The organism is Sediminibacterium sp. KACHI17 (assembly GCF_040362915.1).
In the GTDB taxonomy this organism is placed as follows: domain Bacteria; phylum Bacteroidota; class Bacteroidia; order Chitinophagales; family Chitinophagaceae; genus Sediminibacterium.
In genome coordinates, this window is the sequence record NZ_AP029612.1 from 2,161,651 (window position 1) to 2,187,013 (window position 25,363).

Below are 25,363 nucleotides of genomic sequence, written 5' to 3' on the forward strand. Positions count from 1 at the left end.
CAAGGTAGGTCATCAGGTATAAAAAAAGTATAAAATTTATACTATTGATGCAGTCCATCTTGTTTTATTACTGTGGTGAAAAACTTTCGTTTTCCTTTCTGCATATAGTAAAAAGAAAGCTGAATGGCTTCTTCCGATTGTTTGATCATCTTAATTGCTGATGGGCCATATACATCTTTGATCACAAACAATAACTGTTGCGGATTTTCATCAAACGATGAAATAGCAATATATAAATGATCTGTTACCTCATCAGAGCCGCTTTGCTTTGCACTGCCTCTTTTATTAGCTACGGCATATACATTCACGATGAAATTGGCCGTTTCTGTCTTATGCGTTGACCTGATATTATTCAGTACATAGGTAATGTCTGCGGCTTTCACCTTTTGTACAGATAGGTTTTGTGCATGAACCGGTAAAGACAATAAAACAAAAAGAAGAAGCCCGAAAAAAGAGAGGATGGATTTTTGCATGATACAATTTAGCAAAACAAAAGAATATCGAGTCATGAATATGAAATGAAGGAACAAACAATTGCTTCGAATTTTTCGCCCGACTGAAGTCCGGCGCTATTGAAGCTTATGTATGGTTACTCGAACCTTTCTTGTTTCTTGTTTCTTCATTCTACAATTCTAAGCTTCGCATAATTCAGCATGATCTTCTTTTCGCCATTCTGGTCAAATACGATCGTGGCTACAGGATTATGAGCTGAGCCTTCGATCTTCATCACTTTACCAAAGCCAAATTTTTGGTGCTCTACTTGTTGTCCTTCCTGGAGTTGTGAAGTATCACTTGCTACAAAATTCGGAGAAGGTGTATGTGCTATTACTTTGGGTGCCGGTGGTTGTACCGGTAGATATTCCGGTTTTGCATTCGGTTTACGTGCGGGTGGGGGACCATAACGTTTTTCAGCTTGGGCTGCGCTGCCACCACCAAAACCAAAACCACGCTGCATACGTTCAAAAGCACTACCCATGTCACTTCCCGCATGGTTACGTGCGCCGCCGCCGGCATAACTTTTATCAATATACTGTTCCGGCATTTCTTCAATAAAGCGACTGGGCTCATTCTGTACCAGTTGACCAAAACGATAGCGCGCATTCGCATGTGTTAACCAAAGCTTTTGTTTGGCACGGGTAACGGCAACGTAAAATAATCTTCGCTCTTCTTCCAATTCTTCGCGCGTATTAATAGACATACCGCTAGGGAATAAAGTCTCTTCCACACCTCCTACAAATACACATTCAAATTCCAAACCTTTTGCAGCATGAATGGTCATGAGCTTCACCACATCATTATCACCTTTATCATCATCCGCATCCGTTAATAAGGTGATCTGCTGCAAATAAGATCCCAATGATTTATCGCCCAGTTCACCATCTTCATTCGACGGACTTTCTGTCCACTCTTTAATAGAGTTCAATAATTCCTGAACGTTCTCATAGCGTGCGAGTCCTTCCGTGGTCTTATCATTGAATAGCTCTTTTACCAGATTGGTATGTTTGCCAACCTGTACCGCTACATCATAAGCATTGGTACCCGTAAGCAGGCTCTGGAAATAGCGGATCATCGTCACAAAATTCTGCAGCGCTTCCAACGTGCCTGCCTTGAATCCAAATTCTCCGGCACGAGCAATCACTTCATACATAGAGATATTCTGCTCATTCGCTGCAATGACACATTTCTCGATCGTGGTTTTACCAATACCACGTACCGGATAATTGATGATACGCTTTAATGCTTCCTCATCTCTGGTATTAGCGATCACACGCAGATAGGCCAGAAAATCTTTCACTTCCTTACGCTGATAGAAACTTACACCACCATAGATACGATAAGGGATACCCATTCTTCGTAGGCTTTCTTCAAAAGAACGGCTCTGTGCATTGGTGCGATAAAGGATGGCAAAGTCTCTATTATAAAAATGGTTGCGCAGTTTTTGTTCTTGGATACAATCGGCTACAAAACGACCTTCATCGTTATCGGTCATCGTTCTTACCAGATTGATCTTATCACCTTCTTTATTTTCTGTCCAAAGATTTTTAGGGATCTGTCCTTTATTATTCTTGATCACTTCATTTGCTACATGAATGATATTCTGACTGCTGCGATAGTTCTGTTCCAGTTTCACCACTTTCACATCATCATAATCTTTCTGAAACTGTAAAATGTTTTCAATGGTAGCACCGCGGAAGCTATAGATACTTTGTGCGTCATCACCCACCACACAAATATTTTCATGAACCGCTGCCAACAGTTTTGTGATCTGGTATTGTACCGGATTCGTATCCTGGTACTCATCAATTAAAATGTATTTGAACTTATGTTGGTATTTATGCAATACTTCTGGAAAATTCTTCAGCAGCTCATACATTTTCAAAAGCAGGTCATCAAAATCCATAGCCCCATTTTTAAAACAACGGTTGGCATAAGCAGCATAGATCTGCGCAATGGCCGGACGATTTGCCCGCATATCTTCCTGCTGAATATAATAATCAGTAGCATATTCCGCCGGGCCTACCAATGCATTCTTTGCGGAAGAGATGCGATTGCCTACTACATTGGGTTTATAATGTTTGTCATCCAGGTTCAGTTCATTCACCACGGTTTTGATCACTGAGCGACTATCATCTGTATCATAAATGGTAAAGCTGTTGGGATAACCGATACGATGCGCTTCTGCACGAAGAATGCGTGCAAATACGCTGTGAAAAGTACCGATATATAAATTACGTGCTTCCGCATTGCCAAGGATACGTTCAATACGTTCCTTCATTTCAGCGGCAGCTTTGTTGGTAAAAGTGAGTGCGAGAATATTAAAAGAATCCACACCATTGTTCATCAGGTGAGCAATGCGGGTGGTGAGTACTTTTGTTTTTCCACTACCGGCGCCGGCAACGATCATGAGCGGACCCTTGATATGTGTCACTGCCTCGCGCTGGGGTTCATTCAATCCATTCAGGTAATCTTGCATGGGCGCAAGTTAATCAGTTGAGCGGGTATGTGGTGAGGTCGTTGATAAGTTCTATGCCATGAAATATCAAACAGCCAACATTTTTTTATGCCTATTACCGATCACTTTTTTTCGTTTAACAATTGTGTTGGTATGTTTTGGATTTTCTTCCGGCTGATCAGAGAGTAATCTCGTAGCCATCTCTCTTGCAACAGCATATAAGATCATATCTGATACTTTTTTGGAACAGCCGGGTATACTTTGCATGATCGTATCGCTCGAAGAAACCATAAGAGAAAATTTAGTTGATAAAAATAATAAGAAAAATCTGTTGGCGTATAATCATACGCCAACTTTTTTATCGATTCACTTGACCTTGTCATCGCATGGATAAGGATCAAATTAAAATTGCATTTGGTGAACACCTGACTAAACTTAGGAAGGAGCGCGAGCTGAGTATTCATCAGCTGGCACATGCATCAGATCTGGAATACAGCCATGTTCAGCGCATCGAAAAAGGAAAAGTAAATGTTGCGCTTACCACCTTGTCATCTCTGGCACAAGGTTTAGATATGAGCCTGGAAGAACTCTTCTCCGGCTTCATTACTCCGTAATAATTGAAGTAAAAAACGGCGCTGACGCCTTTTTCGTAAAATCACATTTTGGATTGAAAAAACGCAAGAAAAATTCCGTAGAAATACAGTAATTCTATTGCTGTAATTATTACAACTTGCAATCGTTGTCACCCCCCATTTCTATATTAATTATCAGGCATGGAGAAAACGAGGATCAAGATCATGATCGCAGATGATCACATCATTTTTAGAAAAGGGCTCAGGAAAATACTGGAAACCGTTCCACAACTTAACATTATCGGAGAGGCTGAAAATGGTCTCGAATTACTATCCGGTGTAAGCCGATTGCACCCGGATGTGATCGTAATGGATGTTTCCATGCCCGTAATGGATGGCGTCATGGCTACCAAAGAACTTTGTAAAAGATATACCAACCCACGTGTCATCGCCTTATCGGTTTTCGGACAAGAATCACATATCATGGAAATGCTGGAAGCCGGCGCCATTGGTTATGTGATGAAAAGTGCCGGCAGACGAGAGATCGTTGAAGCCATTGAATCGGTATATGAACACCGCCCATATTTCTGTACAGAAAGTGGACGACAGATCACGGACCTGATCGAAAAATACCAATCCGGTTATCGTAATCACCTGGTTGTATTTACCGAAAGAGAAAAAGATATCATTCAGTTGATCTGTCAGGGATGTACAAGTAAAGAAGTTGCGAGTACGCTGTTCATCAGCCAAAGAACCGTTGAAGGACACCGCACCCGCATCATGCAAAAAATGCACGTCAAGAGTATTGCAGGCTTGGTGGCGTATGCTTGTGAGAAAGGATTGTATAAGGGGGAATAGAGCTGCAGGCCGCAAGCTACAAGAAATTGATAACCAATATATTATCAATAATTTAGACCGCTTGTAGCTTGCGGCTTGTAGCGTGAAGCTTACCCCCTGTAATTTCCCCTCGTCTTCTGCAACTAACTTCACATACAATTGTACTACCAGAAAAAAGGTCATTTGAGCGAGGCACAATTTTTAGAGGCGGTGAAGAATAGTCAGGGCATTATTTATAAGCTCGTGGGACTCTATGCCAATGATGCAGAAGAACGGAAAGACCTGTATCAGGAAATTTTATTGCAAGCCTGGAGGTCATGGTCGGGGTTTCGGGGAGATGCAAAGTTCAGCACCTGGTTATACCGTATTTCTTTAAATACCATTCTCACACAAAAAAGAAAATCATCCCGCATAGATTATGTGGAATCATTGGAACAAGTAGATCGTGCAACAAATGATCAAACACATAAAAGAGAAGAAGCAGAAAGATTAAGAAAAGCCATACGAACATTATCTGAAACAGACCGCGCATTGATATCTATGCATCTCGATGGTTATGAAAATGCAGAGATAGCTGAAGTTTTAGGTATTACAGTCAATCATGTTGCGGTAAAACTGCATCGTTGCAAGCAACAATTAGCCAACCTATTAAAGCAATGATCATGAGCATAGAGAAAACCTGGAGAGATATAGATGAACAGCCGGATGAAGCATTGTTGTCTTTGCTAAAACCAAAGACATTGGGAAAGCTACAATCTAAAAATCCACTTCACACAATTCGGAAAAATCTGTTACGCAATGGTATCATAGGAATCATCATTGCCTGCTTTTATATTTTCTGCATCATTGCTTTTCCTTTTTGGCAAATACAAACCTGTATCGGTGCGGTATTAATCTTCACCCTCTGGGCAACCATAGGTGCTTTTCGTTTGCGTTCTGCCATTGATGGTAATGTAGAATCATTGCCGGTATTAGAAGAAATGGAACGTCATTACAAAAATATTCTTCAATGGATCAACTCACAAAAGTGGGCGGGACTCATTATTTATCCGGTTAGTGCAGCCGGAGGCTTTATGTTGGGTGGTGTGATCGGCGCCGGAAAGCCGGTTGATGAGATCATGTCTAAGCCGGTGATGATATGGGCTTTATTGATTTGTATGGCAGTCTTAACACCGATTGGTTATTGGCTTGCAAAATGGTTAAGCCATAAAGCATTTGGTAAACACCTGAAAACACTCAAGCAAAATATTGACGACTTAAAAGAAAAAAGCTGACCCTGTAATTTTTGAAAGCTTCCTGCAACCAATTTAGAAATTAAAACCATGGAAGCTTCTGCAAACACAAAAACCTCAACGGGAAAATTCGAGAAAATAGCTTACGCCGTATTTGTCATCGCCGGTATATATTTTCTGATCCGAAAAGATTATAGTAACGCCATCGTGTTCTGGGGACTAGCACCCATCTTCGAACCCTTTGATGCAAAAGTTCCCTTCGCCAAAAGACCACTCTACCAACGTGTTTGGCTGTTTGTTCATGTGAGTATTACATTGATTGGATTTGTATTGATGATCGTGAATAAGGCTTAGCTTTTAGCTACAGGCTTCAAGCTACACGTGGTAACAATCAAATTTTAGGGATTATGGATAATATGAAAAAGGTAAACGAACATTTGTTAATCCAATTGCATAGCGCTTGTAGCTTGAAACTTGCAGCCTGAAGCTTTTTTGGGTTACCATTTCCAACTTTTCGTATTAAGGGCAAGCAAACAACCGATTATGATTCAGAAAACCATCTACAAAACAAAAGACTACTCTAAAGTAAAATTCACCCTCTCAATAGAAGATAAAGAAAGTGCAGCGATCCTTGGTTTGAATGGAGATTGGAAAAACCCGATCCCCATGAAAAAGAAAAAGGACGGCAGTTTCATCGCAGAAGTTCAATTACCCAAAGCTTCACAACACGAATTCCGTTACCTGCTCAATGAAACAGAATGGATCAATGAACCCGAGGCAGATGGAGAAGTAGTAAATACATATGGGAGCAGTAATAGTGTATTGAGTTTATAAGTAGAAAGATTGAAGCTTCAATCCACAAGCTTCAAGTATCAAGTATAGGTGGAGAAAGTAAATATATTTTCCTTGTAGCTTGCGGCTTGAAGCTGATGGCTCAATTCCACGCATCGAATTGAATTTCCTTGTAGCTTGCGGCTTGAAGCTAACAGCTTATATGCCCATTATTACGAATGATATCAACCTGGTTGCTGATAGTTTGATGCAGCATGATGTTGCTGCGATTCCTACAGAAACCGTGTATGGACTGGCAGGTAATATTTTCAGCGAAAAAGCCATCAGACGTATTTATGAAGTAAAGCAAAGACCACTTTTCAATCCATTGATCGTGCACATTCATGATGTCAGTGAAATGGAAAAAGTAGCGTCAGCTATCCCACCTTTGGCTCAGGCACTGGCAGAAAAGTTCTGGCCCGGACCGCTCACTCTTTTATTACCTAAAAAAGATTCGGTTCCGGATCTCATTACCGCAGGAAAAGATACTGTTGCCGTACGTGTTCCCAACCATCCGGTTACCTTATCACTATTACAACAATTACCTTTTCCACTTGCAGCACCAAGTGCGAATCCTTTTGGAAGTATCAGTCCAACAACTGCAGAACATGTAGCATCTTATTTTAAAGATGAGTTTCCCTACATATTAGATGGCGGTGCTTGTAAGAAAGGCATAGAATCTACCATCATTGGCTTCAATGAAGATGGCGCTATCATTTATCGCTATGGATCTTTGGCCATCGAAGAAATAGAAAACATCACCGGACCTTTACAGGAATATATCCGTAATGAAGAAAATCCCGATGCCCCGGGCATGTTGTTGCGTCATTATGCACCTGCTACAACAACAATACTGAGCAGTGACATTAAAAAAAGCATTGCTGAAAATACAGGCAGGAAGATCGGATTGATGTTATTCCGTGATACCTACACCAATGGGCAAGTAACCGTTGTTGAAACTTTATCAGCAAGCGGCTCCATGGAAGAAGCAGCTTCCAATTTATATGCAGCGATGCACAGATTGGATCATCATCAACTCGACATCATCATAGCAGAACGCTTTCCTGATAAGGGTTTGGGAAGATCGATTAACGATCGTCTCCAAAGAGCTACTCATCCCTAGTACTGTTCACTTTTCATCATTACCTTTGACACATCTACAATCAGTTCATCGTGCAGCAGGAAAAGGTTCACCCAAATACATTGTTACGTGTTGAGAATATCAGTAAGACTGAGGGTAATAACCAAGTGCTTCATCCGATCAGCTTTCAGTTACCTGCACTGCGAAAATTGGCCATTGTGGGAGAAACAGGATCCGGCAAGAGCACTTTATTACGCATCATTGGTGGACATATTGCTCCCGACACCGGTAAAGTATATTTCAAACAGGAAAGAGTCTGGAGTCCACCGATCACATTGTTACCCGGACACAAAGGCATTGCTTATCTTTCTCAGCATTATGAGTTGCGCAATAATTATAAAGTGCATGAATTATTGAGTTATCAAAATGCTTTATCACCTGAATCAGCTGCACAGCTGTACAAAGTTTGTCAGGTAGATCATCTCTTACAAAGAAAAAACGATGAGCTATCCGGAGGGGAGCGTCAAAGAATTGCGTTGGCAAAATTATTAGTGGGTGTGCCTCAGTTATTACTCCTCGATGAACCTTTTTCCAATTTAGATATTCCGCATAAGCAGATCATTAATGCAGTGGTTCATGCGATCAGTGAACAGTTAAAGACCACTTGCATACTGGTATCACATGACCCCGTGGATACATTGAGCTGGGCAGACGAGATCATGGTTTTGAAAAATGGACAACTCATTCAACACAATACACCTGAAGAGATCTATTATCGTCCTGCAAATGCATATGTTGCCGGGCTCTTTGGCGCTTATACACTATTAGAAGGAAGCAGACATCCTTTTAGAAAGTATTGGCCGCTTGCTGATACATCATCTACAATTTGTATTCGACCCGAGCAATTGATCATAACAGAGGATCATACTCATGCGATCGATTGTGTAGTGGAAAAAGTTTTATTCTGTGGTTCTTACTATGCTGTTACTGCGAAACATGGTGATTATTCCTTGGTAATACATACACAAGAAAATATTCCCGAACCCGGCTCATTGATCTGGGTTCAATTAAAAAACCCCGGCCGCTTTTAATTTACCCCACAGTTCATTATCAAAACTACTCAGCGCCAATTGTGATTGTCCGGCTGATTCACCCATCCGTATCACAACCAATCCTTGTGAAGGCACTACATATATTTTCTGATCATCTTTTCCTAAAGCAGCATAAAGATCAGCAGGAGCGTTGGGTACCAGACTACCATTGAAACTAAATTGAAGTGTTGGTAACATATAACTACTCTTACCATTAAGCCAGGTTAAGTATCCATAAGATGGATTGATGGTTTGAGAGCTATTGATCTGAGCGGCTAAATAATTGGTATCTGCGAGAATAGGAGTATCATTCCATTTTCCTTTTGCTAATAATAACAATCCGAAACGAGCCATACTTCTGGCATTGCTGAAATACACATTGTTATATCCCAACTTGATCCAAAGCCCATTCATACCAATTCGATCACGAATCTTTTGTTGAAAGTATTGATTGTAGGTAAGTCCACTTGCTTTCTCAATCACCCGATCCAATAATGTATAGGGTGCATTATGATAAGCCCATCTCTGTCCGGCATCTGCTTTGTATTGTAAGCAATCGGGAGTAGTACAATGATTATCGGTAACACCATCATCCAATCCGGTGGTCATCGTTAACTGATGTTTGATAGTGATGAGATTTTCTTTTGCAAGTGGAAGAGAGGTCCAGCCTGTTCCAATATATTGAGATGTTTTATGGTTGATATTAAGTATCCCTTGCTCTTGCGCAATACCCACCAATAATGCTGTCATGGTTTTTCCTGCAGAAGCCCATTGCCAGTTGCTATCTGCGGTGAATGTTCCGAAATATTTTTCAGCAACGATCTTACCATTTTTTAAGATGATAAATGCTTTGGTATTTTTCTGTTGCAGATAAGTATACACTTCATTCAGTGCTGTTGTGTTCCAGTTGAGCGATGCCGGATTCATCATTTCCCATGAGCTCGCAGATGGAAAATAATAAGTACTGGTATTGGGTGATATCGTTACGGGTTGAGGTGTTTCTTTCGAACATCCATACAACAGAAAACAGAGTATCCAGATATAATGATGCTTCATTGCTTTATTTATATACTATTCAGACGCCGGAACCGGAAGGGGGTTTAATGGGGGACGACTCGCTTCCTCAAAACTTGCACAGGGGATGAAAAAGCATAAAATTTTCCTCTTTTTTTAAAAAATTTTTTGAAAACAGGTCTACGTCTGTTTGTTGAATCATCAATGTAATAATTCGACAAAAGAATCCACGAAACGCCTATTTTTTGATATGCTTTGAAACCCTTGTCAGGTAAGGGTTTGAACCAATTTTAAAAAATTTTTGTTTGACCTTGACCGTACAACGGTTAAACAAATTTTTCACTAAAACCTTAACTATGCCACAAACCTTACTCAATGCAACAGTCATTGCGAGTGACAATTACGTTGCATTCACGTTCTTCATCGGCACTATGGCCATGATGGCCGCTTCGGTGTTTTTCTTTTTTGAATTAAACAATACCGATAAAAAATGGCGCACGTCATTGTTGGTATCTGGTTTAATTACATTCATTGCAGCTGTGCATTATTATTATATGCGCGGTTACAATTTGGAGACAGGCGAATCTCCTACATTCTTTCGCTATGTAGACTGGATTCTTACTGTACCTCTGATGTGTGTTGAGTTTTATCTGATCACCAAAAAAGTGGGTGCAACACAAGGCTTGTTATGGAAACTCATTTTTGCATCACTGGTTATGTTAGTTACCGGTTATATTGGTGAAGCCATCTATGGCACAGAAACGCAAAGCTGGGTATGGGGCGCCATCAGTGGTGTTGCCTATTTCTATATTGTGTATTTGATCTGGTTTGGTGATGTAGCTAAACTTGCCGGTAGTGCTGGTCCTGCTGTTGCAAAAGCCAACAAAGTATTAGCCTGGTTCGTATTGGTAGGTTGGGCTATTTATCCTTTAGGCTACATACTTGGTACGCAAGGTGGTTTATTCGGTATGCAGTTAGTAACAGATCCGAAAGCCGCTCAAGCTTCAATGGATATCGTTTACAATATTGCTGATGCCATTAATAAGATCGGATTCGGTCTTGTGATCTATGCACTCAGCAGAAGCGAAGAAAAAGCTTAATAAATATATATCAACGGGTTGCGGTATCATCCGCAACCCGTTTTACTATGATCACCCAAGAATACGATATCATCATCATTGGTGCAGGTTGTGCAGGCATGCAACTTATGAAAGCATTACTGCATCACCCCTTGTATGATGGTCAGCGCATTTTGATGTTGGATGATGGAAAATCAATTCAACAATCAAAAACATGGTGCTTTTGGTTTAAACCAGACTCGCATCCTTACCAACATTTGATCAGTAAAAAATGGGATCAGCTATCCATTGGTACAAGATCAAAATATCAAACAAAAGTCATTACACCCTATGTTTACGGACATATCGATAGTACTGACTTTTTTGATTTCCATTTTTCATTGATTCAACAAAATCCACAGATACATTATTTAGAAGAGCAAGTATTGTTTACGGAAAAGAGAGAGCAAGGCTTTTATGTGAGTACCAATAAACAATGCTATTTTACCCAACATGTTTTTTCCAGTTCTTGGGATCATAAAATGGTGGCTGAACATTCTCGAGTATACTTACAACAGCAGTTTTATGGTTGGCAGATTGAAACAGCAAAAGAGGTTTTCAATGAAAGCGCTGCAACTCTTATGGATTTTAGAACAGAACAGCACCAAGGTGTCAGTTTTATTTACACACTACCTTTCTCGGGAAATACCGCATTGATAGAGTTCACCAGCTTCACAGATAAGGCATTTGACAAACAGTATTTTGAAAACATACTCTCTAAGTTTATACATAAAGAGTTCGATACAACTTTCAAAGTCATAAAATGTGAGCAAGCCATCATACCAATGACAGACCATATGTTTAAAAGACATACATCAGATGGGGCGATCGCAATAGGAACTGCAGCAGGTATGGTAAAGCCGACAACGGGATATGCATTCAACAGAATATTAAAAGATAGTTTACAACTTGCATCAAAAATTCTTACCGGAAAAAATATCACCGGATTTGAAAAGAGCCGTTTTCACTTTTATGATAACTTATTGCTACAGATCATTCAAAAAGATCCGAAAAACGCTCGATTCATACTCGAGACCTTGTTTGAAAAGATTTCATTTAACCGCATTCTACAATTCTTAGATGAGGATACAAATCTTTGGCAAGAAGCGGTTATGTTTGCTCAACTACCCAAAAAGTCGTTTCTTCTAACGATCCCTGAATTATGGAAGCCAGTTCCACTCAACAATATTCCGGCAATACAGTCCTAAGTAAAGTACTCCTCTCCATTGGTGTCTTACTGGTTGTTTGGAATAATTATATCCTTCCCATACCGGCAACCCTACAATGGATCATTTTTGCGATCACCATTCTAATAGCCGGCGTACCACATGGCGCTTTAGATCATATTGTTGCCAAACAAAACAGCATGCTTCAAAAAAAGCCATTTTCAAGTACGCAATTCTATCTCACCTACTTATCCAGAATGGCTTTGTTTGGAATTTGCTGGCTTTTCTTTCCTTCTTTTTCTTTGTTGATTTTTATCCTGTTATCGGCATTTCATTTTGGGGAAACAGATTTATTACTTCCCACTTCACTGAAAAAAAACTTAGCAGCTACTGCACAAACCATCTATGGGTTATTGATCGTGTTACTATTACTACTAACACATACACAAGAGGTACTACCGATCCTTTCGATCATCAAAAAGCAAAATGCCGATATTTTATCTATTGTTTTTGAAACACGCAATTCCATATTCATCATACTTATAACGCTGTTCATTTTGATTGTAACCTTTATTTGGCTACATAGGATTCAAGCTTTACCCTATAAATGGTATATGGATATCATCATTCGAACCTCGATCATTTTGGCGATCATTATTTGTCTTCCTTTACCATTGGCTTTTGCTTTCTACTTCGGAGGCTGGCATTCTTTACATTCACTGGAAAATATCAGAAAATATCTTTCGGATTCCGGATCTGAAACTATCAGCTTTACAGCTCTTTTGAAAAAATGTGTGCCTTATTCGATCATTGCATTTTTAGGAATAGGTATACTCATTATTATGGCGACTTACTTAAAAACAGAGTCAGTATTTTTGTTTTTCTTTTTTGTAGGTATTGCTATTCTAACTGCACCTCATCTGGAAGTGATGAGTGATATGTATAACCATTTGCGTAAAAAGGATATAAGTCGATCATGATAACGATTACAAAAGATTCCATTCAATCCTGGGACCGATTTTACCGTGCCAATTTCATTAATAGTTTAAGCGGATTCAAAAGTGCTTGTCTGATCGGCACACAGAGTAAGGAAGGCATTCCCAATCTGGCCATCTTCAGCAATATCGTTCACTTAGGCGCTGATCCCGCTTTGATCGGATTCATTAACAGACCAAAAGCAGCAGCACCGGACACCATTCGAAACATCGAAGAAACAGGCGTATACACTATGAATCATATTCATCCGAGTATCATTGAGCAAGCACATCAAACAAGTGCTAAATATGATACAAACATCAATGAATTTGAGGAAGTGGGTTTACATATGTTGTGGCGCGATGATTGCAAAGCACCTTTTGTACAAGAAAGTCGTATTCAATATGCTTTACAGTTAGCCGATATCATACCGATACCACATAATGGAACTTTTTTGGTAATAGGCCAATTACAGGACGTCTATTTAAGTGAAAACCTAGTAGATGATACCGGTTTTATTCCACTTGAAAAATATGAGTCGATCACCTCGTTGGGGCTGAACAGCTATTACGGAACTACACTATTAAAACAGCTGCCCAGGGCCTGATACCAACCATTCACGTAAAATTCAGCTACTTTTAATCGAAAACTGTTTCAAAATCGTCATGTTGACGAATGCGTGAAACATCGGTAAATACACATAAAATACATTCGCACATAAACCCGAGTGTATGAACAATCTATTAACCGGTATATCAAACGCGAACAGTATACTACTCGAAAGTGGTGATTATAATAGGGCCCTGCATGATGTAGTGGAGGCATTGGGATCAGCTACCGGTGTAGACAGGTGTTACATTTTCAAAAATGAGAAAGACAGTGAAGGTGTTTTACGCTTATATTATATCAATGAATGGTGCAATGAAGGCATAGAAGTTCAACTAGGCAACCCTGATTTAAGTGGTCATAGCTATGAAGTTTTCCCGGGATTGTATGAGCAATTGATTCAGAACCAACCCATGTATGGTATGGTCAAAGATTCTCCCAACCCTTTTTTTAGGGAGATCATGGAGTCACAGGGTATCATCTCATATTTATTCGTTCCTATTTTCTCTCAAAATGAATTCTGGGGATGGATGGGATATGATAACTGTTCTACAGAATTAGCATGGACTCAATATGAAGTAGATGTATTATTTGCAGTAGCGAGAAATATAGGATTAAGACTTAGCCGTGACCGAATAGAACAAGACCATCTGCAGATCATTGAACGCTTTAACATGTCTGTTCAAGCTTCTCAGCAAGGTCTTTGGGAATGGTATATAGATATCAATAAGGTTTACTTTTCAGAGATCTTCATGAAAATGCTGGGTTATAAGCATTACGAATTCGCACACGATTTCGAAAACTGGAAAGAACGCTTACATCCTGATGATAGAGAATATGCCTTAGAACAATTGAACCTGTACTTGACCAGAAAAAAAGAAAAATACATTGTTCAATTTCGGTTACAACACAAAACGGGCAATTATGTATGGATCCAAAGTTCAGGTATCGTTAAAAGAAATAAAGATGGCTTACCGGTTTACATGGTAGGTTCTCATATTGATATTTCAGAGATCAAGTTACAACAGGAACAACTTCAAAAACAGCGTAATGAATTCAATAACCTGATCAATGGATTAGGTGAAGCTGTTTTCAGATTAAACCTGGATAATAATATTACATTTTTAAATGAATACTGGACCAGCCTGTCTGATTATAGCATCAAAGATTCCATGCAAAGTAAAATCATCAACTACTTTGTAGCTGAAGACAGAGACGCAATACTGGATGCCCTGGAACATGTAAAAAAAGAAGTCAGAGAAAGCATCGCACTTGACGTTCGATTGATCAGGAAAGACCTGAAAGTGATATGGGTTCAGCTAATATTGAGAAAATATGGGTCTGATGAAGACAACAGCGTATTCATCGCAGGAAGTATCATCAATATTCATGAAAAGAAATTAAGCGAAGAGAAAGAGAAAGAGCTATCCGACATGAAGGAGCATTTCGTCTCTCTTACCTCGCATCAATTCCGCACACCTTTGACGGTAATATTTTCCAATATCGAGCTGATCGAATTGTATGCTACAAAATCAGATCCTCAGCTGGCATCCAGAATCAATACATCTGCCGAATTGATCAGAAATGAAATAGATAGAATGACGGATCTGATGAATAATATTCTTTTGATGGGTCGTTATGATGCAAAGCAGTTCAATTATAATTTCAGAAAAACAGATTTCACAGGTCTGATACACAGAGTCATACACACTTACTTCTCTAATCAACCCGACGGAAGAAGGATCCATATCAATATCAATGGTAAAGAGCAAGAAGTGATGATGGATGAAATGCTCATTACACACGTACTTACAAATATCATTTCCAATGCATTCAAGTATTCTGAAGGTTCCACAGATCCTCAGATTGATGTAAACTACTTGGATAATGTTGTAGAAGTACTTGTTTCCGATAATGGTATCGGTATTCCTAAAAACGAGATCGAGAAGGTATTTAATTCCTTTTACAGAGCAACGAATACGCTTACCTATCAAGGATCCGGGTTAGGTCTTGTAGTTGCAAAGCAGTTCCTTGAATTACACAATGGTTCTATTCAGCTTCATAGTGATCTGGGAAAAGGAACACAGGTGTTTTTAAAGATCCCTTATTCTAAATAAAAAAGCATTTCCTATGATCAACAGTTTTAAAAAACTGATGGAAAAAAAACAAAATTCAGCCATATTGGGATTTCCGAAAAAGAAATCCATCTATTATGAAATCAATATAAGTTTTAAAGCCTTTTTCCAGGTATGGTATTATGATGAAAATGGACAATCTACCATTAAAGAGTTTTTCGGGGATCATTTTTTATATGAAACCTTTTTACATCCTTCAATAGATAAAGTTGTTTTGAAAGCTTATGTTACGAATCCACTAAAAAAAGCGAATGAAACAGTACGGCTAAGTATTCAGGTAGAAGAACAACCTCCTGTAGAAGAAGTATTTACTATAAATACAGAAGTAGCGTTTAAAAACACATGGTATCATTTGTCTGTAGCTCTCTGACCCGTAATCTTAACTAATTTGTTATACTAAATCTGTTGATTATCGAATAATTTTATAGTTGAAGAAAGGCATTTCCCTTGAAGGAAATAATCTTTATCAACCTATAAAATGCACCCCCCATTGCCTGCAAACGCGGAAACAAACCTGTCGGATATTCTGATCCGGAATAAGTACCTAGAAGGGATCATCAATTCCAATGAGGATCGAATATTTGCACTTGATACAGCACATTGTTTTATTGGATTCAATGAGTCGTTTGTTAATGCGTATGTAGAAGCATTGGGCAAAGCTCCTGTGATTGGTGAAAAAGTAGAGTATCCGTATCACTCTTTAACAGTATCCCAAACATTGTCAGAAGCATATCAGGATGCATTTAGAGGTTTGAAAGCTGAAAGACTGGTAGATATTAGTGGCCGACAGATCTTAGTAAGAGCCAGCCCTTTATTTGATGATACAAATGCCATTTTCGGTATTGCGGTCTATTCAATTGATATGACCGAAACCATCGAATCAAGAAAAAAATTAAAAGATTCTCAGGAAGAATTCAAGAAGGTTATTGATACGATCAATGATATTGTATTCCGCACTTCTGCTGAAGGGGTTATCATTTATCTTAACCAGGCCTGGGAGAAAACAGTGGGATTCTCCTTAGAAGAGTCTATCGGGAAATCTATTTTTGATTTTATTGCTCCTGCACAAGTAGAACATTGTACTGAACTATTCAATACGGTCATCAATAATCGAGGCAGCTCATGTACCTATGAAGTGCCGATGGTATCAAAAGACCTTAGTATAAAATGGATCAGGATTTCTATTACCGTACTCACCAACGAGTTTGAAGTTATAACGGGAACATCCGGAATATTAACAGATGTTACCGATGCTAAAAGAAATGAACATCTTTATCAATTGTTGTCGAATAACATTGAAGATATTCTTTCCTTGCATGAAACCGATGGAACCATTCTTTACGCGAGTGTTGCCGTGTATCAACATCTAGGCTACTTACAGGAAGAATTAATTGGCATAAAACCATTTGAATTTATTCACCCTGATGAAAGAGAGCCGGTCATTTTACGTTTCGCTCACAATGAACATAACAATGAGAAAAATTATCTGCTATACCGTTTTCAGCATTTGAATGGAACTTACAAATGGCTTGAGTCAAATACGAAAGCGGTATTTGATGAGTTTTATAACAAAGAGATCATCATTATTTCTACGAGGGTTGTAGATGAAAGAATGGAGGCTGAACAAAAATTAATGGAGTCTTACCAAAAAGAGAAAGAGCTGAATGAACTCAAATCAAAGTTCGTAAGCATGGCTTCTCATGAATTCCGGACTCCAATGACCGCCATCAAATCCAGCGCAGAAATAGCTGAAATGTTATTATCTAGTTCACAACCCGATATCATTAAAATTGGGGGGTTCCTTAAAACGATTGATAAAGAAGTTGACAGAATGTCTCAACTGATTGATGAGATCCTCAATCTTGGTAAGATCGAAGGGAGAAACTATTTCATAAAGAAAGAATGGTCTGACATCATTGAGATCGCAAAAGATTGTAGTGAAAGACAGATCGCCAAACAGAATGATGGCAGAAAGATTCCGATCGAGATCATTGGTCAGCCCAAGAAAGTGATGGTTGACGAAACGCAGATCAGACATATCATAGACAATCTTTTATCCAATGCCCTTAAATATTCGGAAGGAAGAAAAGAACCGAGCATTACATTCATCTTTGACGATGCTGATTTACAAATACATATCAGGGATCATGGAATAGGAATACCTAAGGCAGATCAGTGTAAAATATTCAATATGTTTTTCAGAGCAAGAAATACACAGGATATAATAGGCACGGGTGTTGGACTTGCGTTAGTTGAAAAGTTCGTTGACATGCATCACGGAAAGATCTCTTTTGAAAGTATTGAAAACATCGGATCGATCTTTGTGATATCACTGCCCTATCAATAAAGTAAAAAGGAATAACTCTTACGAGTCATTCCTTTTTGGGGGGTAAGCAAAAAAGAAGTTGCTTAAGACCAAACTTAAAGTTTTCCCTAGGATATTTCACAAAACTGTAACGTATTAAAGGTAGATCGCCTGTAAACAGTATCATTACATCTTCTGCGCAAACAGTATAACAAAATCACTAAACCGCAGTCATTACGCCTTTTCCATGATTCGCTTTTTTTCCTGCGTATACGCTTTCGGGCTCTTGCCATATAAATTCCTAAAGCAAAGACAGAAATAAGGCACAGAATTGAAGCCAAGCAGATAAGCAATATCCTTTACAGTACCCATCTGTTGTCGGAGCATGATCTCTGCTTTGAATAGCTTATGATTCAGTATATACTTCTTGGGAGTGACATTGTACATTTTTTTCACCCATCTTTCCAAAGTTGATATACTCATCGACATTTCATTGGCTATATCATGAATAGACATTACAGAGTCGTCACTGATTTTCTCAACAATAGATTCGAATCGTTGCTTGAAGACATTTTCATATCCTTCTTGATGTTGAAAAGGCATCTTGAGAACGATCTCTTTTTCCATTTTGTTGACAATGGAATTCTTTATGGTTATAAGGTTACGAATCTTCAATGACATCTCTTGCATGCGAAATGGCTTAACGATATAATCATTAGCACCCATTTCAAGTCCGGTCGTTATTTTTTCATCAGAATTTAGTGCAGACATTAAAATCACCGGTATAGATGACAATCGTGTGTCGTTCTTAAGAATACGTAGAATGGAAAAGCCATCAATTGGAAATGGCAGCATCACATCTAAGAGAATAAGATCGGGAATGGTTGTTTTTAAATAATCCAATGCCAAAATACCATTTTCTACTGCATTAACATTATGCGTAATAGATAAGGCTTCCGAGACAGATTCCCTGAGTGATTTATTATCTTCTACAACCAAAATCTGAGAACGCGATTCTTGTATTGGCCTCATCATAACTTCAATTTTATGGTTACACAGATACCCGAAGGCTTATTGTCCGAAAAAATTAGCTCTCCTTTGTACAATCCAATAATTGCTTTTGCAATAGCAAGTCCGGCTCCTAATCCCTGTTGCTCATACTTGTTCCTGTTGAATTGTGTGAATGATTCATAGCTACTCAACTCCTCAGCCGTAATTTTCTTGCCGGTATCTGTAATTTGCAGAACGTACACATCAGCCTGTTTTTCCGATTGCACGGTAACACTATCTCCTGCGTCACTAAATTTGAAAGCATTTTCAATGATCTCAGAAAGAAGGATCGTAAAAAGTTCTTCATCAACAGCAGTAAGAACATGATCGATCTTTTGTAAAATAAGGTCTGCTGTACGATTAGACCTCAGTGCTATATCATTCGAAATGCGAGTAATGATATGTTCCGCATCAAACCTTTTTTCAGTAGACTGTTGTACTTGTGTTCCGCCCTGTTGTAACTCTAATAAGAGTTTGACCTTATTAAATGTCTGATGTAGCCTTTGAGAACTTTTATCCAGGTAATCACAAAAATCTACCAATTCTTTATCATTCCACTTCTGTGCATTCTCTCGTATCATTTTTGAAAAAGAAAGAATACCATTCATCGGAGTATTGAACTCATGCCCAACCATTAGTTCAAGCGTTTTTTCCAGCTCTTGTGACTTATTAATCAAAGCACCTACGAGTTTGTCTTTCTTTGATATTCGACTTTCAATAGCAGTGATAAGATCTTTGCTTTTAAACGGCTTGAAAATATAGTCATCAGCGCCCAGATTCATTCCGGTTCGCAGATCATCATATTGTGCTTTTGCAGTCAGGAATATGAATGGAGTGTTAAAGGTTTCGTCTTTTTTCAATGTTGCCAACAATTCAAATCCATCCATTTCAGGCATCATCACATCACATAATATCAGATCGAATTTTTTAGCTTTCAATATTTGCAAGCCTACCAATCCATTCTCCGCCAATTCTACTTCATACCCGCTAAAAAGAAGGATCTCCTGTATTGAGTATCGGATATTTTTTTCGTCTTCGACTACTAATACCTTGTACATGTTTATTGTTTTATTGGAAAACTGATCAATACTGCTGTTCCGCGATTGGGAACACTTTTAATTTCGATTGCTCCTTTATGGAGTTCTACAAAATATTTTACAACAAGTAAACCTAACCCTGTTCCTTCTACATCTCCTACATTCGAACCCCTTACAAAAGGCGCAAATAAATTCTTAGAATCTTCTTGATGTATACCAATTCCATCATCAATAACGAGTAGCTGGAAATGTTTAGCTTTAAAGATCAGCCTGACACGCGGCGCCGGTTTACCCATCGAATATTTGAATGCATTGTTAATGATATTTACGACAATATGCCTTAACATCATTTCATCCGCCTGAATATCAAATGGCTCACCTTTAATATCAAGGAGAACATTACGACCATCTTTCCACGGCCGATACAATTCGTCTATCACTGTTTCCAAAAAGTGTTTAGGATTGATCGTGACGGGTCTGATGCCAATTCTTCCTGCTTCTATCTTGCTAATAAATAGGAAATCATTCATTAGCTGACTCATTCTATCTACTTGTGCAATAATTCTTTCCGTATATGTAGATAAAGAGGAGTTAAGTTGGTTATCATTATTCAACTTTAGCTCTATCAGTTCCGTTGAAGAAAGGATGACAGACAGTGGAGTTCGCAGTTCATGAGACACCATATTCATGAAGTTCGACTTCAGTTCATTCAACTTTCTTTCCTGTTTGGCTATCTTTTTAAGCTTAGTCTCTGCAAGAATTTGATCCGTAATATCAGTCATGAATATTGCATATCGATCTGATAGTGTCAAATTATCTACGAAATGTGAAATATAATATTTGACCGTTCGTTTTCCACCATTGTAATCAAATAGGTACGCGCGTCTATTCCCTTTTTTGTGCGCGCCATTTTTTATAAATGAAACAAGAATATCTTCAAAGGACCCTCTGGTCAAATGTATAAAAGCATCTAACTTTTTCCCTTTACAATCAGCCAATTTTCTTCCTGTGATCTTTGTCCACTTAGGATTACAATATTGTACAGATAGTGAATCATCTACAGAAACTACCATCTGATCCATAGAATCGATCAGATTTTTGAATTCCTTTTCGCGCGCTATAAGATTCTGTTCATGAAGTTTGATCTTTGTGATATTGATACCATACCCGATGACATGATGAATATCTCCATCCGGTTTTATCACCGGGAAAAAACGACGTAAATTATAGATCGGTTGTTGTTGGGTATCATAGTTGATCTCCTCAAATTCGATCGTACTTTTGGTATTGATTGCATTTTCAAATGCCGTTCTTCGCAAATTTGCTCCATCGGTAGCTTTATCAAATTTTGCACAGTACTCAAAGTCGTCTTTGCCAATGATCCAAGACCTTTTCTCCTCATTCTGGATAGCATTTTTATTGACAAAAAGGTATTTATGGTGATGGTCAAAAATGGCAATATCAGCAGGTATATTATTCAGTAGGTTTTCATAAAGCCTTTTTTGTTCATTGGCTGATTGAACAAAATGATTGATCTCCTGAATGTTTTTATAGATCCACAAATGTCCATGTTCTGGCTCATGCTCTCTTTGTACCGGAATATAGTCGAGGAATACAGATGACCCTTCCACTAAGATCAACTCCTGATTGTAAACGGGTAACCCCTCATCAAGGATCTGTTCAACCAAATCCATGAAGTATTGTGGATTCTTAAAGAAGTGTCTTGCTTCCTTTGCGGCATTTTTGCAATCGGCCCCTATCATCAATTCGGGTTCAACCGGAATTGAAAAAAGGTTACAAAAATTTTTGTTTACATAAATGATCTCCCGCTTTCCTGATTCGAACAAAACAGCAGTAGATATGCTCTCAAGTATTAGTTTGAGATCGGTTTCGATATCTTTTATCAAATGCTGCATTCGATTACTTTGGTCAATAAGTGCTCTCGATCAACAGGCTTCTCGATGTATCCATGGATATGATCGCCCAGACCAGACTTTAAAAAATGACTATATAAGCTTGCACTTACTACTAATATTCGGGTATGTTCAAATTCTGATGGCCGAGATTTGATATGTTCAATGACTTCAAAGCCATCCATAACAGGCATATTCAGATCAAGCAGAATAATGATACGCTTGGCATTTGAATTTTTGATTGCATTCAGACATTCAGCACCATCTGTTACTTCTTCAGTTTGTATTCCGACTTCCTTTAACATGTGTTTTAAAACAACACGATTGATCATATCATCGTCTGTAATAAGTATCAGACAATCTGAAAGCTGTAGAGTATTCATTGAACTTTATAATGATGGATAATTAATTGGTCAAGATTTTTGCGATCAGCTCCGCTTTAGAATTCACGGACATCTTCTGATAAATACTTTTCAAGTGATCATTCACCGTTGAAGAAGATATATTCAGTATTTTGGAAATCTCTTTATAAGTAAGCCCTTTTATAAGTTCATCGACTACTTCACGTTCTCTCTTTGTAAGAATCTTTAATTGTTCATTCGTTAAACCCGATCGGTTCCGGATCTGTTCCAATACCGTATTGGCTACTTGAGGAGAAAGAACCGCTCCACCAGAACAAACGATAGAGATTTGCTCCTTTAACTCTTTTAAGGAAAAAGGCTTTGACACATAACTATCAGCGCCGTTGGAAATAGCGGTCCATATAGTGTTAGAGGAATCATCACCAGTAATAACAATAATTTTTACTTCAGTATATACTTTCTTGAATAAAGAGATGGCATTCAATCCTGATAAACCGGGTAAGCCAATATCAATCAATAGTAAAGAAGGCGGCTCTTTCATTACAGCATATTCAGCTTGCCATTTTTCAACGCTCTCAAATGAAAAAATGAGTTCAAGATCCTCATCAATTTCAATGAATGCCTCTATGCTGCTTCGCAAGTTATTATCATCTTCGATGATTCCTATTTGTCTCATATTCGTAGCTAAAATCTTGCTATACTTATTTTATTAAATGAGCAGTTTGATTAAAAAACAATCTTTACAAATATCCACCCGAATTAGTTATATTAAAATCCCTGAAAATAGGGGTTAAGTAAATTTTAAATTGCAATCGTTTGCAATGCAGAAACATCAAGACATTTTACTTTTACATGACTTTTCTAATGTGATATTTCTGATGCATCATCAGAAAATCAGTAAAGAATCTGTAATCCGAATTTTTAACGACAAAAGATTTGACGATTCCATTACAAGGAATGCGCGAATTGTACTACAAACTCTTTTCATTGGTTAGGAGTTTTACAAAGTGTTTGAGCATTCGCTAAAAAAGAATCGTGATATCCGATATACCTTCATTTGTCTGTTCTGCATACAAATGTTTTTCTATCATGCACCAGTAATAAGTCAAGCTCCCGGTAATCCTTTATTTGTTCCTACACTTCACTTACGGGTTAATTCATGTGAATCTATTGAACTAGGTATCACCAGTATTAACAAGCATTTAATCAAAGAGCTTATCTGGTTGAAAGACGATACTGTATTAGTAAGCAAATCTGAAAGAGGGAATTCCTTTTTGTACGCAGGAAAAGACGGAGAGGGTATTGATGATACACATTTAAAATTTCCTTCAGCAAGCACTGTTCGCGAAGGTCATATATATATTGCTGATCTTTTTAACCACAGAATACAGTCATGGAAAGTTGATGAAAAAAAAGCTTCAACACTAATTGGCAACAATGATGCTGAAGATCCATTGCTGTATTATCCCTCAGATCTTTTCATCAATTCAAAAGATCAACTCTATATAGCAGATCAGGAAAACCATCGCATCGCATTGTTCGATAACAAAACCAAATCCTTAATCACCGTAGCGGGAGGAAATGGAAGAGGCAATGGTACCCATCAATTAAGAAGTCCATCAGATGTCTTTGTTCATGAAAAGACGGGCAATATATATGTGGCAGACACCTATAATCAACGTATTCAAAAATGGATACCCGGAGCTAAGCAGGGAATCACGGTAGCAGGAGGAAATGGGTTGGGTAGTAAGCATGATCAGTTAAAAAATCCCACCGGCATTTTTGTAGATGAGCAAGAGAACGTATACATCGCTGACTCAGGAAACGATAGGATACAATTATGGAAAAAAGATGGGGATTTTGGCATTACCGTAGCCGGAGGAAATGGAAGAGGTAATGGCAACCATCAATTGCGAGATCCTAAAGCTCTGTTTGTAAATGCTGCCGGAGATATTTATGTAGCTGATTTCTGTAATCATCGTATACAGGTATGGCCAAAAGAAAGCGAATATGGAATAACGATTGCTGGTAATGGCTTTGATACTGAAGACTCGCTATTATTGAACTTTCCAAGAAATATTTTCCTGGATAATGAACAGGGCCTCTTCATTACTGATCAACACAACCATAGAATCATTCAAAAAAGACTGATGACGGATGCTGATTTAGTGCAAGAGGTAAAGAAGCCGGGTTTATATAAAGCAAAGGTTATTCTTAAAAATGGAATGGAGCTTACCACGAATGAAATTAAAATTGATAGCCTTATGCTTCTTCAAAAAACAAAAGAAGCTTTAAAAGGGATCAGTGAAAAGATCAACTCAAAAATGACCATAGGTGATTCTATCTCATTGAGAGATCAACCCATAGCTATACAGTGGAAAGTGAATGATGATTTGGCAAGCATTCACAATAATGATTTTCTTATCGCAAAAAGAGCAGGTGTTACAAATCTAGTAATGACCTCCGTAAATGATGCGGGATGCGTTTTTTCAGAATCTGTATCAGTTAAAATAGTACCCACTCCGCCAATCACAAGAGATACTTCTTTCGCTTATGATCAGTGGGTGACAAAACAAATGCTACTACAACAAGTCACTACGCTGTCAGATGCAAGAGTGCTTTTGTTTAAAGATCATACAACCACTGATACCGTAAGCAGTTTCGAAGCATTTACCAATGAAACCAAAAACTTCTGGGTGAGACAGTCGATCAATGGTGAACTCAGTGAGCCATCACAACTGAAAATCACTTTTTTACAAAGAAGCATAAACTTGAAATTACCATTCGGGAAAAATCTTACGAAAACCGGAATCATTGCCAGGTCATCTGTTTATCCAAACCCATCTACCAAATACTTTTCACTGAAACTGATGATTCCTATTTCTGAAATCATTTACATCAATGTTTATACTATTTCCGGGCAAAAAGTAGAAACATTAATTGCCAATAAAAATATCATTGAGTTTGGTCACAACTACTTACCCGGATATTATGCTATTAACATCTACCATAAAAAGGGCCAAGAAACATTTCTTTTTACTAAAAGGTAACATTACGCGCAAAGGAAAGATCACAGTCTAATGCA

Annotated in this window: 25 protein-coding genes; 16 read left to right on the forward strand and 9 right to left on the reverse strand. The window is 38.3% G+C overall.

The features are described from left to right. Nucleotides 1-41: 41 nt before the first annotated feature. The 3 genes from ABXG83_RS09630 to ABXG83_RS09640 form a co-directional block, all read right to left on the reverse strand. Nucleotides 42-473 (reverse strand): hypothetical protein, encoded by a 432-nt coding sequence (locus tag ABXG83_RS09630; RefSeq protein ID WP_353548646.1) that lies wholly within the window; start codon nt 471-473, stop codon nt 42-44. Between the two features lie 146 nt (nt 474-619). After that, nucleotides 620-2,974 (reverse strand): UvrD-helicase domain-containing protein, encoded by a 2,355-nt coding sequence (locus ABXG83_RS09635; RefSeq protein ID WP_353548647.1) that lies wholly within the window; start codon nt 2,972-2,974, stop codon nt 620-622. 66 nt (nt 2,975-3,040) lie between these two features. After that, nucleotides 3,041-3,244, reverse strand: coding sequence for a hypothetical protein (locus ABXG83_RS09640; RefSeq protein WP_353548648.1), 204 nt, complete (start codon nt 3,242-3,244; stop codon nt 3,041-3,043). 95 nt (nt 3,245-3,339) lie between these two features. Here ABXG83_RS09640 and ABXG83_RS09645 point away from each other — a divergent pair, with 95 nt between their 5' ends. The 8 genes from ABXG83_RS09645 (at nt 3,340) to ABXG83_RS09680 (ending at nt 8,597) form a co-directional block, all read left to right on the forward strand. After that, nucleotides 3,340-3,567, forward strand: coding sequence for a helix-turn-helix transcriptional regulator (locus ABXG83_RS09645; protein ID WP_353548649.1), 228 nt, complete (start codon nt 3,340-3,342; stop codon nt 3,565-3,567). Between the two features lie 159 nt (nt 3,568-3,726). Next, nucleotides 3,727-4,383, forward strand: a complete 657-nt coding sequence (locus ABXG83_RS09650; protein ID WP_353548650.1) for a response regulator transcription factor — start codon at nt 3,727-3,729, stop codon at nt 4,381-4,383. A gap of 162 nt (nt 4,384-4,545) precedes the next feature. Beyond that, nucleotides 4,546-5,022 carry an RNA polymerase sigma factor gene (locus ABXG83_RS09655; protein WP_353548651.1) on the forward strand — a complete coding sequence of 159 codons (477 nt, stop codon included), beginning with the start codon at nt 4,546-4,548 and terminating at the stop codon, nt 5,020-5,022. Between the two features lie 2 nt (nt 5,023-5,024). Next, a complete protein-coding gene (locus ABXG83_RS09660) occupies nt 5,025-5,636 on the forward strand; it encodes a hypothetical protein (protein ID WP_353548652.1) in 612 nt (203 codons plus the stop codon). 48 nt (nt 5,637-5,684) lie between these two features. Continuing rightward, nucleotides 5,685-5,948, forward strand: coding sequence for a hypothetical protein (locus tag ABXG83_RS09665; RefSeq protein WP_353548653.1), 264 nt, complete (start codon nt 5,685-5,687; stop codon nt 5,946-5,948). Nucleotides 5,949-6,137: 189 nt separating this feature from the next. Continuing rightward, the gene (locus tag ABXG83_RS09670) at nt 6,138-6,428 is read left to right on the forward strand and encodes an isoamylase early set domain-containing protein (protein ID WP_353548654.1); all 291 of its coding nucleotides are present in this window, start codon (nt 6,138-6,140) and stop codon (nt 6,426-6,428) included. Nucleotides 6,429-6,588: 160 nt separating this feature from the next. Further along, nucleotides 6,589-7,548: an L-threonylcarbamoyladenylate synthase gene (locus tag ABXG83_RS09675; RefSeq protein ID WP_353548655.1), complete on the forward strand. Its 960-nt coding sequence runs from the start codon at nt 6,589-6,591 to the stop codon at nt 7,546-7,548. 50 nt (nt 7,549-7,598) lie between these two features. Beyond that, nucleotides 7,599-8,597 (forward strand): ABC transporter ATP-binding protein, encoded by a 999-nt coding sequence (locus ABXG83_RS09680; RefSeq protein ID WP_353548656.1) that lies wholly within the window; start codon nt 7,599-7,601, stop codon nt 8,595-8,597. Here the strand turns inward: ABXG83_RS09680 and ABXG83_RS09685 are convergent. Further along, the gene (locus ABXG83_RS09685; protein ID WP_353548657.1) at nt 8,574-9,653 is read right to left on the reverse strand and encodes a serine hydrolase domain-containing protein; all 1,080 of its coding nucleotides are present in this window, start codon (nt 9,651-9,653) and stop codon (nt 8,574-8,576) included. The two genes, ABXG83_RS09680 and ABXG83_RS09685, sit on opposite strands and share 24 nt — an antisense overlap. 314 nt (nt 9,654-9,967) lie before the next feature. Between ABXG83_RS09685 and ABXG83_RS09690 the strand changes: the two genes are divergently transcribed. From ABXG83_RS09690 to ABXG83_RS09720, 7 genes are all read left to right on the forward strand, one after another. Continuing rightward, on the forward strand, nt 9,968-10,711 hold the full coding sequence (locus ABXG83_RS09690) for a bacteriorhodopsin-like (protein WP_353548658.1): 744 nt from the start codon (nt 9,968-9,970) through the stop codon (nt 10,709-10,711). Nucleotides 10,712-10,758: 47 nt separating this feature from the next. Beyond that, nucleotides 10,759-11,937 carry a lycopene cyclase family protein gene (locus tag ABXG83_RS09695; protein ID WP_353548659.1) on the forward strand — a complete coding sequence of 393 codons (1,179 nt, stop codon included), beginning with the start codon at nt 10,759-10,761 and terminating at the stop codon, nt 11,935-11,937. Beyond that, nucleotides 11,892-12,875 carry a Brp/Blh family beta-carotene 15,15'-dioxygenase gene (locus tag ABXG83_RS09700; protein ID WP_353548660.1) on the forward strand — a complete coding sequence of 328 codons (984 nt, stop codon included), beginning with the start codon at nt 11,892-11,894 and terminating at the stop codon, nt 12,873-12,875. The genes ABXG83_RS09695 and ABXG83_RS09700 overlap by 46 nt, the downstream gene beginning before the upstream one ends. Further along, on the forward strand, nt 12,872-13,477 hold the full coding sequence (locus ABXG83_RS09705) for a flavin reductase (RefSeq protein WP_353548661.1): 606 nt from the start codon (nt 12,872-12,874) through the stop codon (nt 13,475-13,477). Before ABXG83_RS09700 ends, ABXG83_RS09705 begins: the two co-directional genes overlap by 4 nt. Before the next feature lie 124 nt (nt 13,478-13,601). Continuing rightward, entirely contained in the window at nt 13,602-15,593 is a 1,992-nt protein-coding gene (locus ABXG83_RS09710) for a PAS domain-containing protein (protein ID WP_353548662.1), read from the forward strand. A gap of 37 nt (nt 15,594-15,630) precedes the next feature. Continuing rightward, nucleotides 15,631-15,981: a hypothetical protein gene (locus ABXG83_RS09715; protein WP_353548663.1), complete on the forward strand. Its 351-nt coding sequence runs from the start codon at nt 15,631-15,633 to the stop codon at nt 15,979-15,981. A 108-nt stretch (nt 15,982-16,089) separates the two neighbouring features. After that, entirely contained in the window at nt 16,090-17,958 is a 1,869-nt protein-coding gene (locus tag ABXG83_RS09720) for a PAS domain-containing sensor histidine kinase (RefSeq protein ID WP_353548664.1), read from the forward strand. 192 nt (nt 17,959-18,150) lie between these two features. On the opposite strand, the gene ABXG83_RS09725 is transcribed toward ABXG83_RS09720, so the two are convergent. The 5 genes from ABXG83_RS09725 to ABXG83_RS09745 are packed head-to-tail and all read right to left on the reverse strand — an operon-like array spanning nt 18,151 to nt 22,954. Further along, nucleotides 18,151-18,951 carry a response regulator gene (locus tag ABXG83_RS09725; protein ID WP_353548665.1) on the reverse strand — a complete coding sequence of 267 codons (801 nt, stop codon included), beginning with the start codon at nt 18,949-18,951 and terminating at the stop codon, nt 18,151-18,153. Further along, the gene (locus ABXG83_RS09730) at nt 18,948-20,024 is read right to left on the reverse strand and encodes a response regulator (protein WP_353548666.1); all 1,077 of its coding nucleotides are present in this window, start codon (nt 20,022-20,024) and stop codon (nt 18,948-18,950) included. Before ABXG83_RS09730 ends, ABXG83_RS09725 begins: the two co-directional genes overlap by 4 nt. Nucleotides 20,025-20,026: 2 nt before the next feature. Further along, nucleotides 20,027-21,919: a PAS domain-containing sensor histidine kinase gene (locus tag ABXG83_RS09735; protein WP_353548667.1), complete on the reverse strand. Its 1,893-nt coding sequence runs from the start codon at nt 21,917-21,919 to the stop codon at nt 20,027-20,029. Beyond that, the gene (locus tag ABXG83_RS09740) at nt 21,907-22,299 is read right to left on the reverse strand and encodes a response regulator (RefSeq protein ID WP_353548668.1); all 393 of its coding nucleotides are present in this window, start codon (nt 22,297-22,299) and stop codon (nt 21,907-21,909) included. Before ABXG83_RS09740 ends, ABXG83_RS09735 begins: the two co-directional genes overlap by 13 nt. A 22-nt stretch (nt 22,300-22,321) precedes the next feature. Continuing rightward, on the reverse strand, nt 22,322-22,954 hold the full coding sequence (locus ABXG83_RS09745; protein WP_353548669.1) for a response regulator transcription factor: 633 nt from the start codon (nt 22,952-22,954) through the stop codon (nt 22,322-22,324). Nucleotides 22,955-23,501: 547 nt separating this feature from the next. On the opposite strand from ABXG83_RS09745, the gene ABXG83_RS09750 reads away from it, so the two are divergent. Continuing rightward, nucleotides 23,502-25,328 (forward strand): T9SS type A sorting domain-containing protein, encoded by a 1,827-nt coding sequence (locus tag ABXG83_RS09750; protein ID WP_353548670.1) that lies wholly within the window; start codon nt 23,502-23,504, stop codon nt 25,326-25,328. Nucleotides 25,329-25,363: the final 35 nt, after the last annotated feature.

Coding starts and splice junctions, on each gene's coding strand:
- ABXG83_RS09630 (WP_353548646.1), bottom strand. CDS start 473: ATGCAAAAATCCATCCTCTCTTTTTTCGGGCTTCTTCTTTTTGTTTTA.
- ABXG83_RS09635 (WP_353548647.1), bottom strand. CDS start 2,974: ATGCAAGATTACCTGAATGGATTGAATGAACCCCAGCGCGAGGCAGTG.
- ABXG83_RS09640 (WP_353548648.1), bottom strand. CDS start 3,244: ATGGTTTCTTCGAGCGATACGATCATGCAAAGTATACCCGGCTGTTCC.
- ABXG83_RS09645 (WP_353548649.1), top strand. CDS start 3,340: ATGGATAAGGATCAAATTAAAATTGCATTTGGTGAACACCTGACTAAA.
- ABXG83_RS09650 (WP_353548650.1), top strand. CDS start 3,727: ATGGAGAAAACGAGGATCAAGATCATGATCGCAGATGATCACATCATT.
- ABXG83_RS09660 (WP_353548652.1), top strand. CDS start 5,025: ATGAGCATAGAGAAAACCTGGAGAGATATAGATGAACAGCCGGATGAA.
- ABXG83_RS09665 (WP_353548653.1), top strand. CDS start 5,685: ATGGAAGCTTCTGCAAACACAAAAACCTCAACGGGAAAATTCGAGAAA.
- ABXG83_RS09670 (WP_353548654.1), top strand. CDS start 6,138: ATGATTCAGAAAACCATCTACAAAACAAAAGACTACTCTAAAGTAAAA.
- ABXG83_RS09675 (WP_353548655.1), top strand. CDS start 6,589: ATGCCCATTATTACGAATGATATCAACCTGGTTGCTGATAGTTTGATG.
- ABXG83_RS09685 (WP_353548657.1), bottom strand. CDS start 9,653: ATGAAGCATCATTATATCTGGATACTCTGTTTTCTGTTGTATGGATGT.
- ABXG83_RS09690 (WP_353548658.1), top strand. CDS start 9,968: ATGCCACAAACCTTACTCAATGCAACAGTCATTGCGAGTGACAATTAC.
- ABXG83_RS09695 (WP_353548659.1), top strand. CDS start 10,759: ATGATCACCCAAGAATACGATATCATCATCATTGGTGCAGGTTGTGCA.
- ABXG83_RS09700 (WP_353548660.1), top strand. CDS start 11,892: ATGGAAGCCAGTTCCACTCAACAATATTCCGGCAATACAGTCCTAAGT.
- ABXG83_RS09705 (WP_353548661.1), top strand. CDS start 12,872: ATGATAACGATTACAAAAGATTCCATTCAATCCTGGGACCGATTTTAC.
- ABXG83_RS09710 (WP_353548662.1), top strand. CDS start 13,602: ATGAACAATCTATTAACCGGTATATCAAACGCGAACAGTATACTACTC.
- ABXG83_RS09715 (WP_353548663.1), top strand. CDS start 15,631: ATGGAAAAAAAACAAAATTCAGCCATATTGGGATTTCCGAAAAAGAAA.
- ABXG83_RS09720 (WP_353548664.1), top strand. CDS start 16,090: ATGCACCCCCCATTGCCTGCAAACGCGGAAACAAACCTGTCGGATATT.
- ABXG83_RS09725 (WP_353548665.1), bottom strand. CDS start 18,951: ATGATGAGGCCAATACAAGAATCGCGTTCTCAGATTTTGGTTGTAGAA.
- ABXG83_RS09730 (WP_353548666.1), bottom strand. CDS start 20,024: ATGTACAAGGTATTAGTAGTCGAAGACGAAAAAAATATCCGATACTCA.
- ABXG83_RS09735 (WP_353548667.1), bottom strand. CDS start 21,919: ATGCAGCATTTGATAAAAGATATCGAAACCGATCTCAAACTAATACTT.
- ABXG83_RS09740 (WP_353548668.1), bottom strand. CDS start 22,299: ATGAATACTCTACAGCTTTCAGATTGTCTGATACTTATTACAGACGAT.
- ABXG83_RS09745 (WP_353548669.1), bottom strand. CDS start 22,954: ATGAGACAAATAGGAATCATCGAAGATGATAATAACTTGCGAAGCAGC.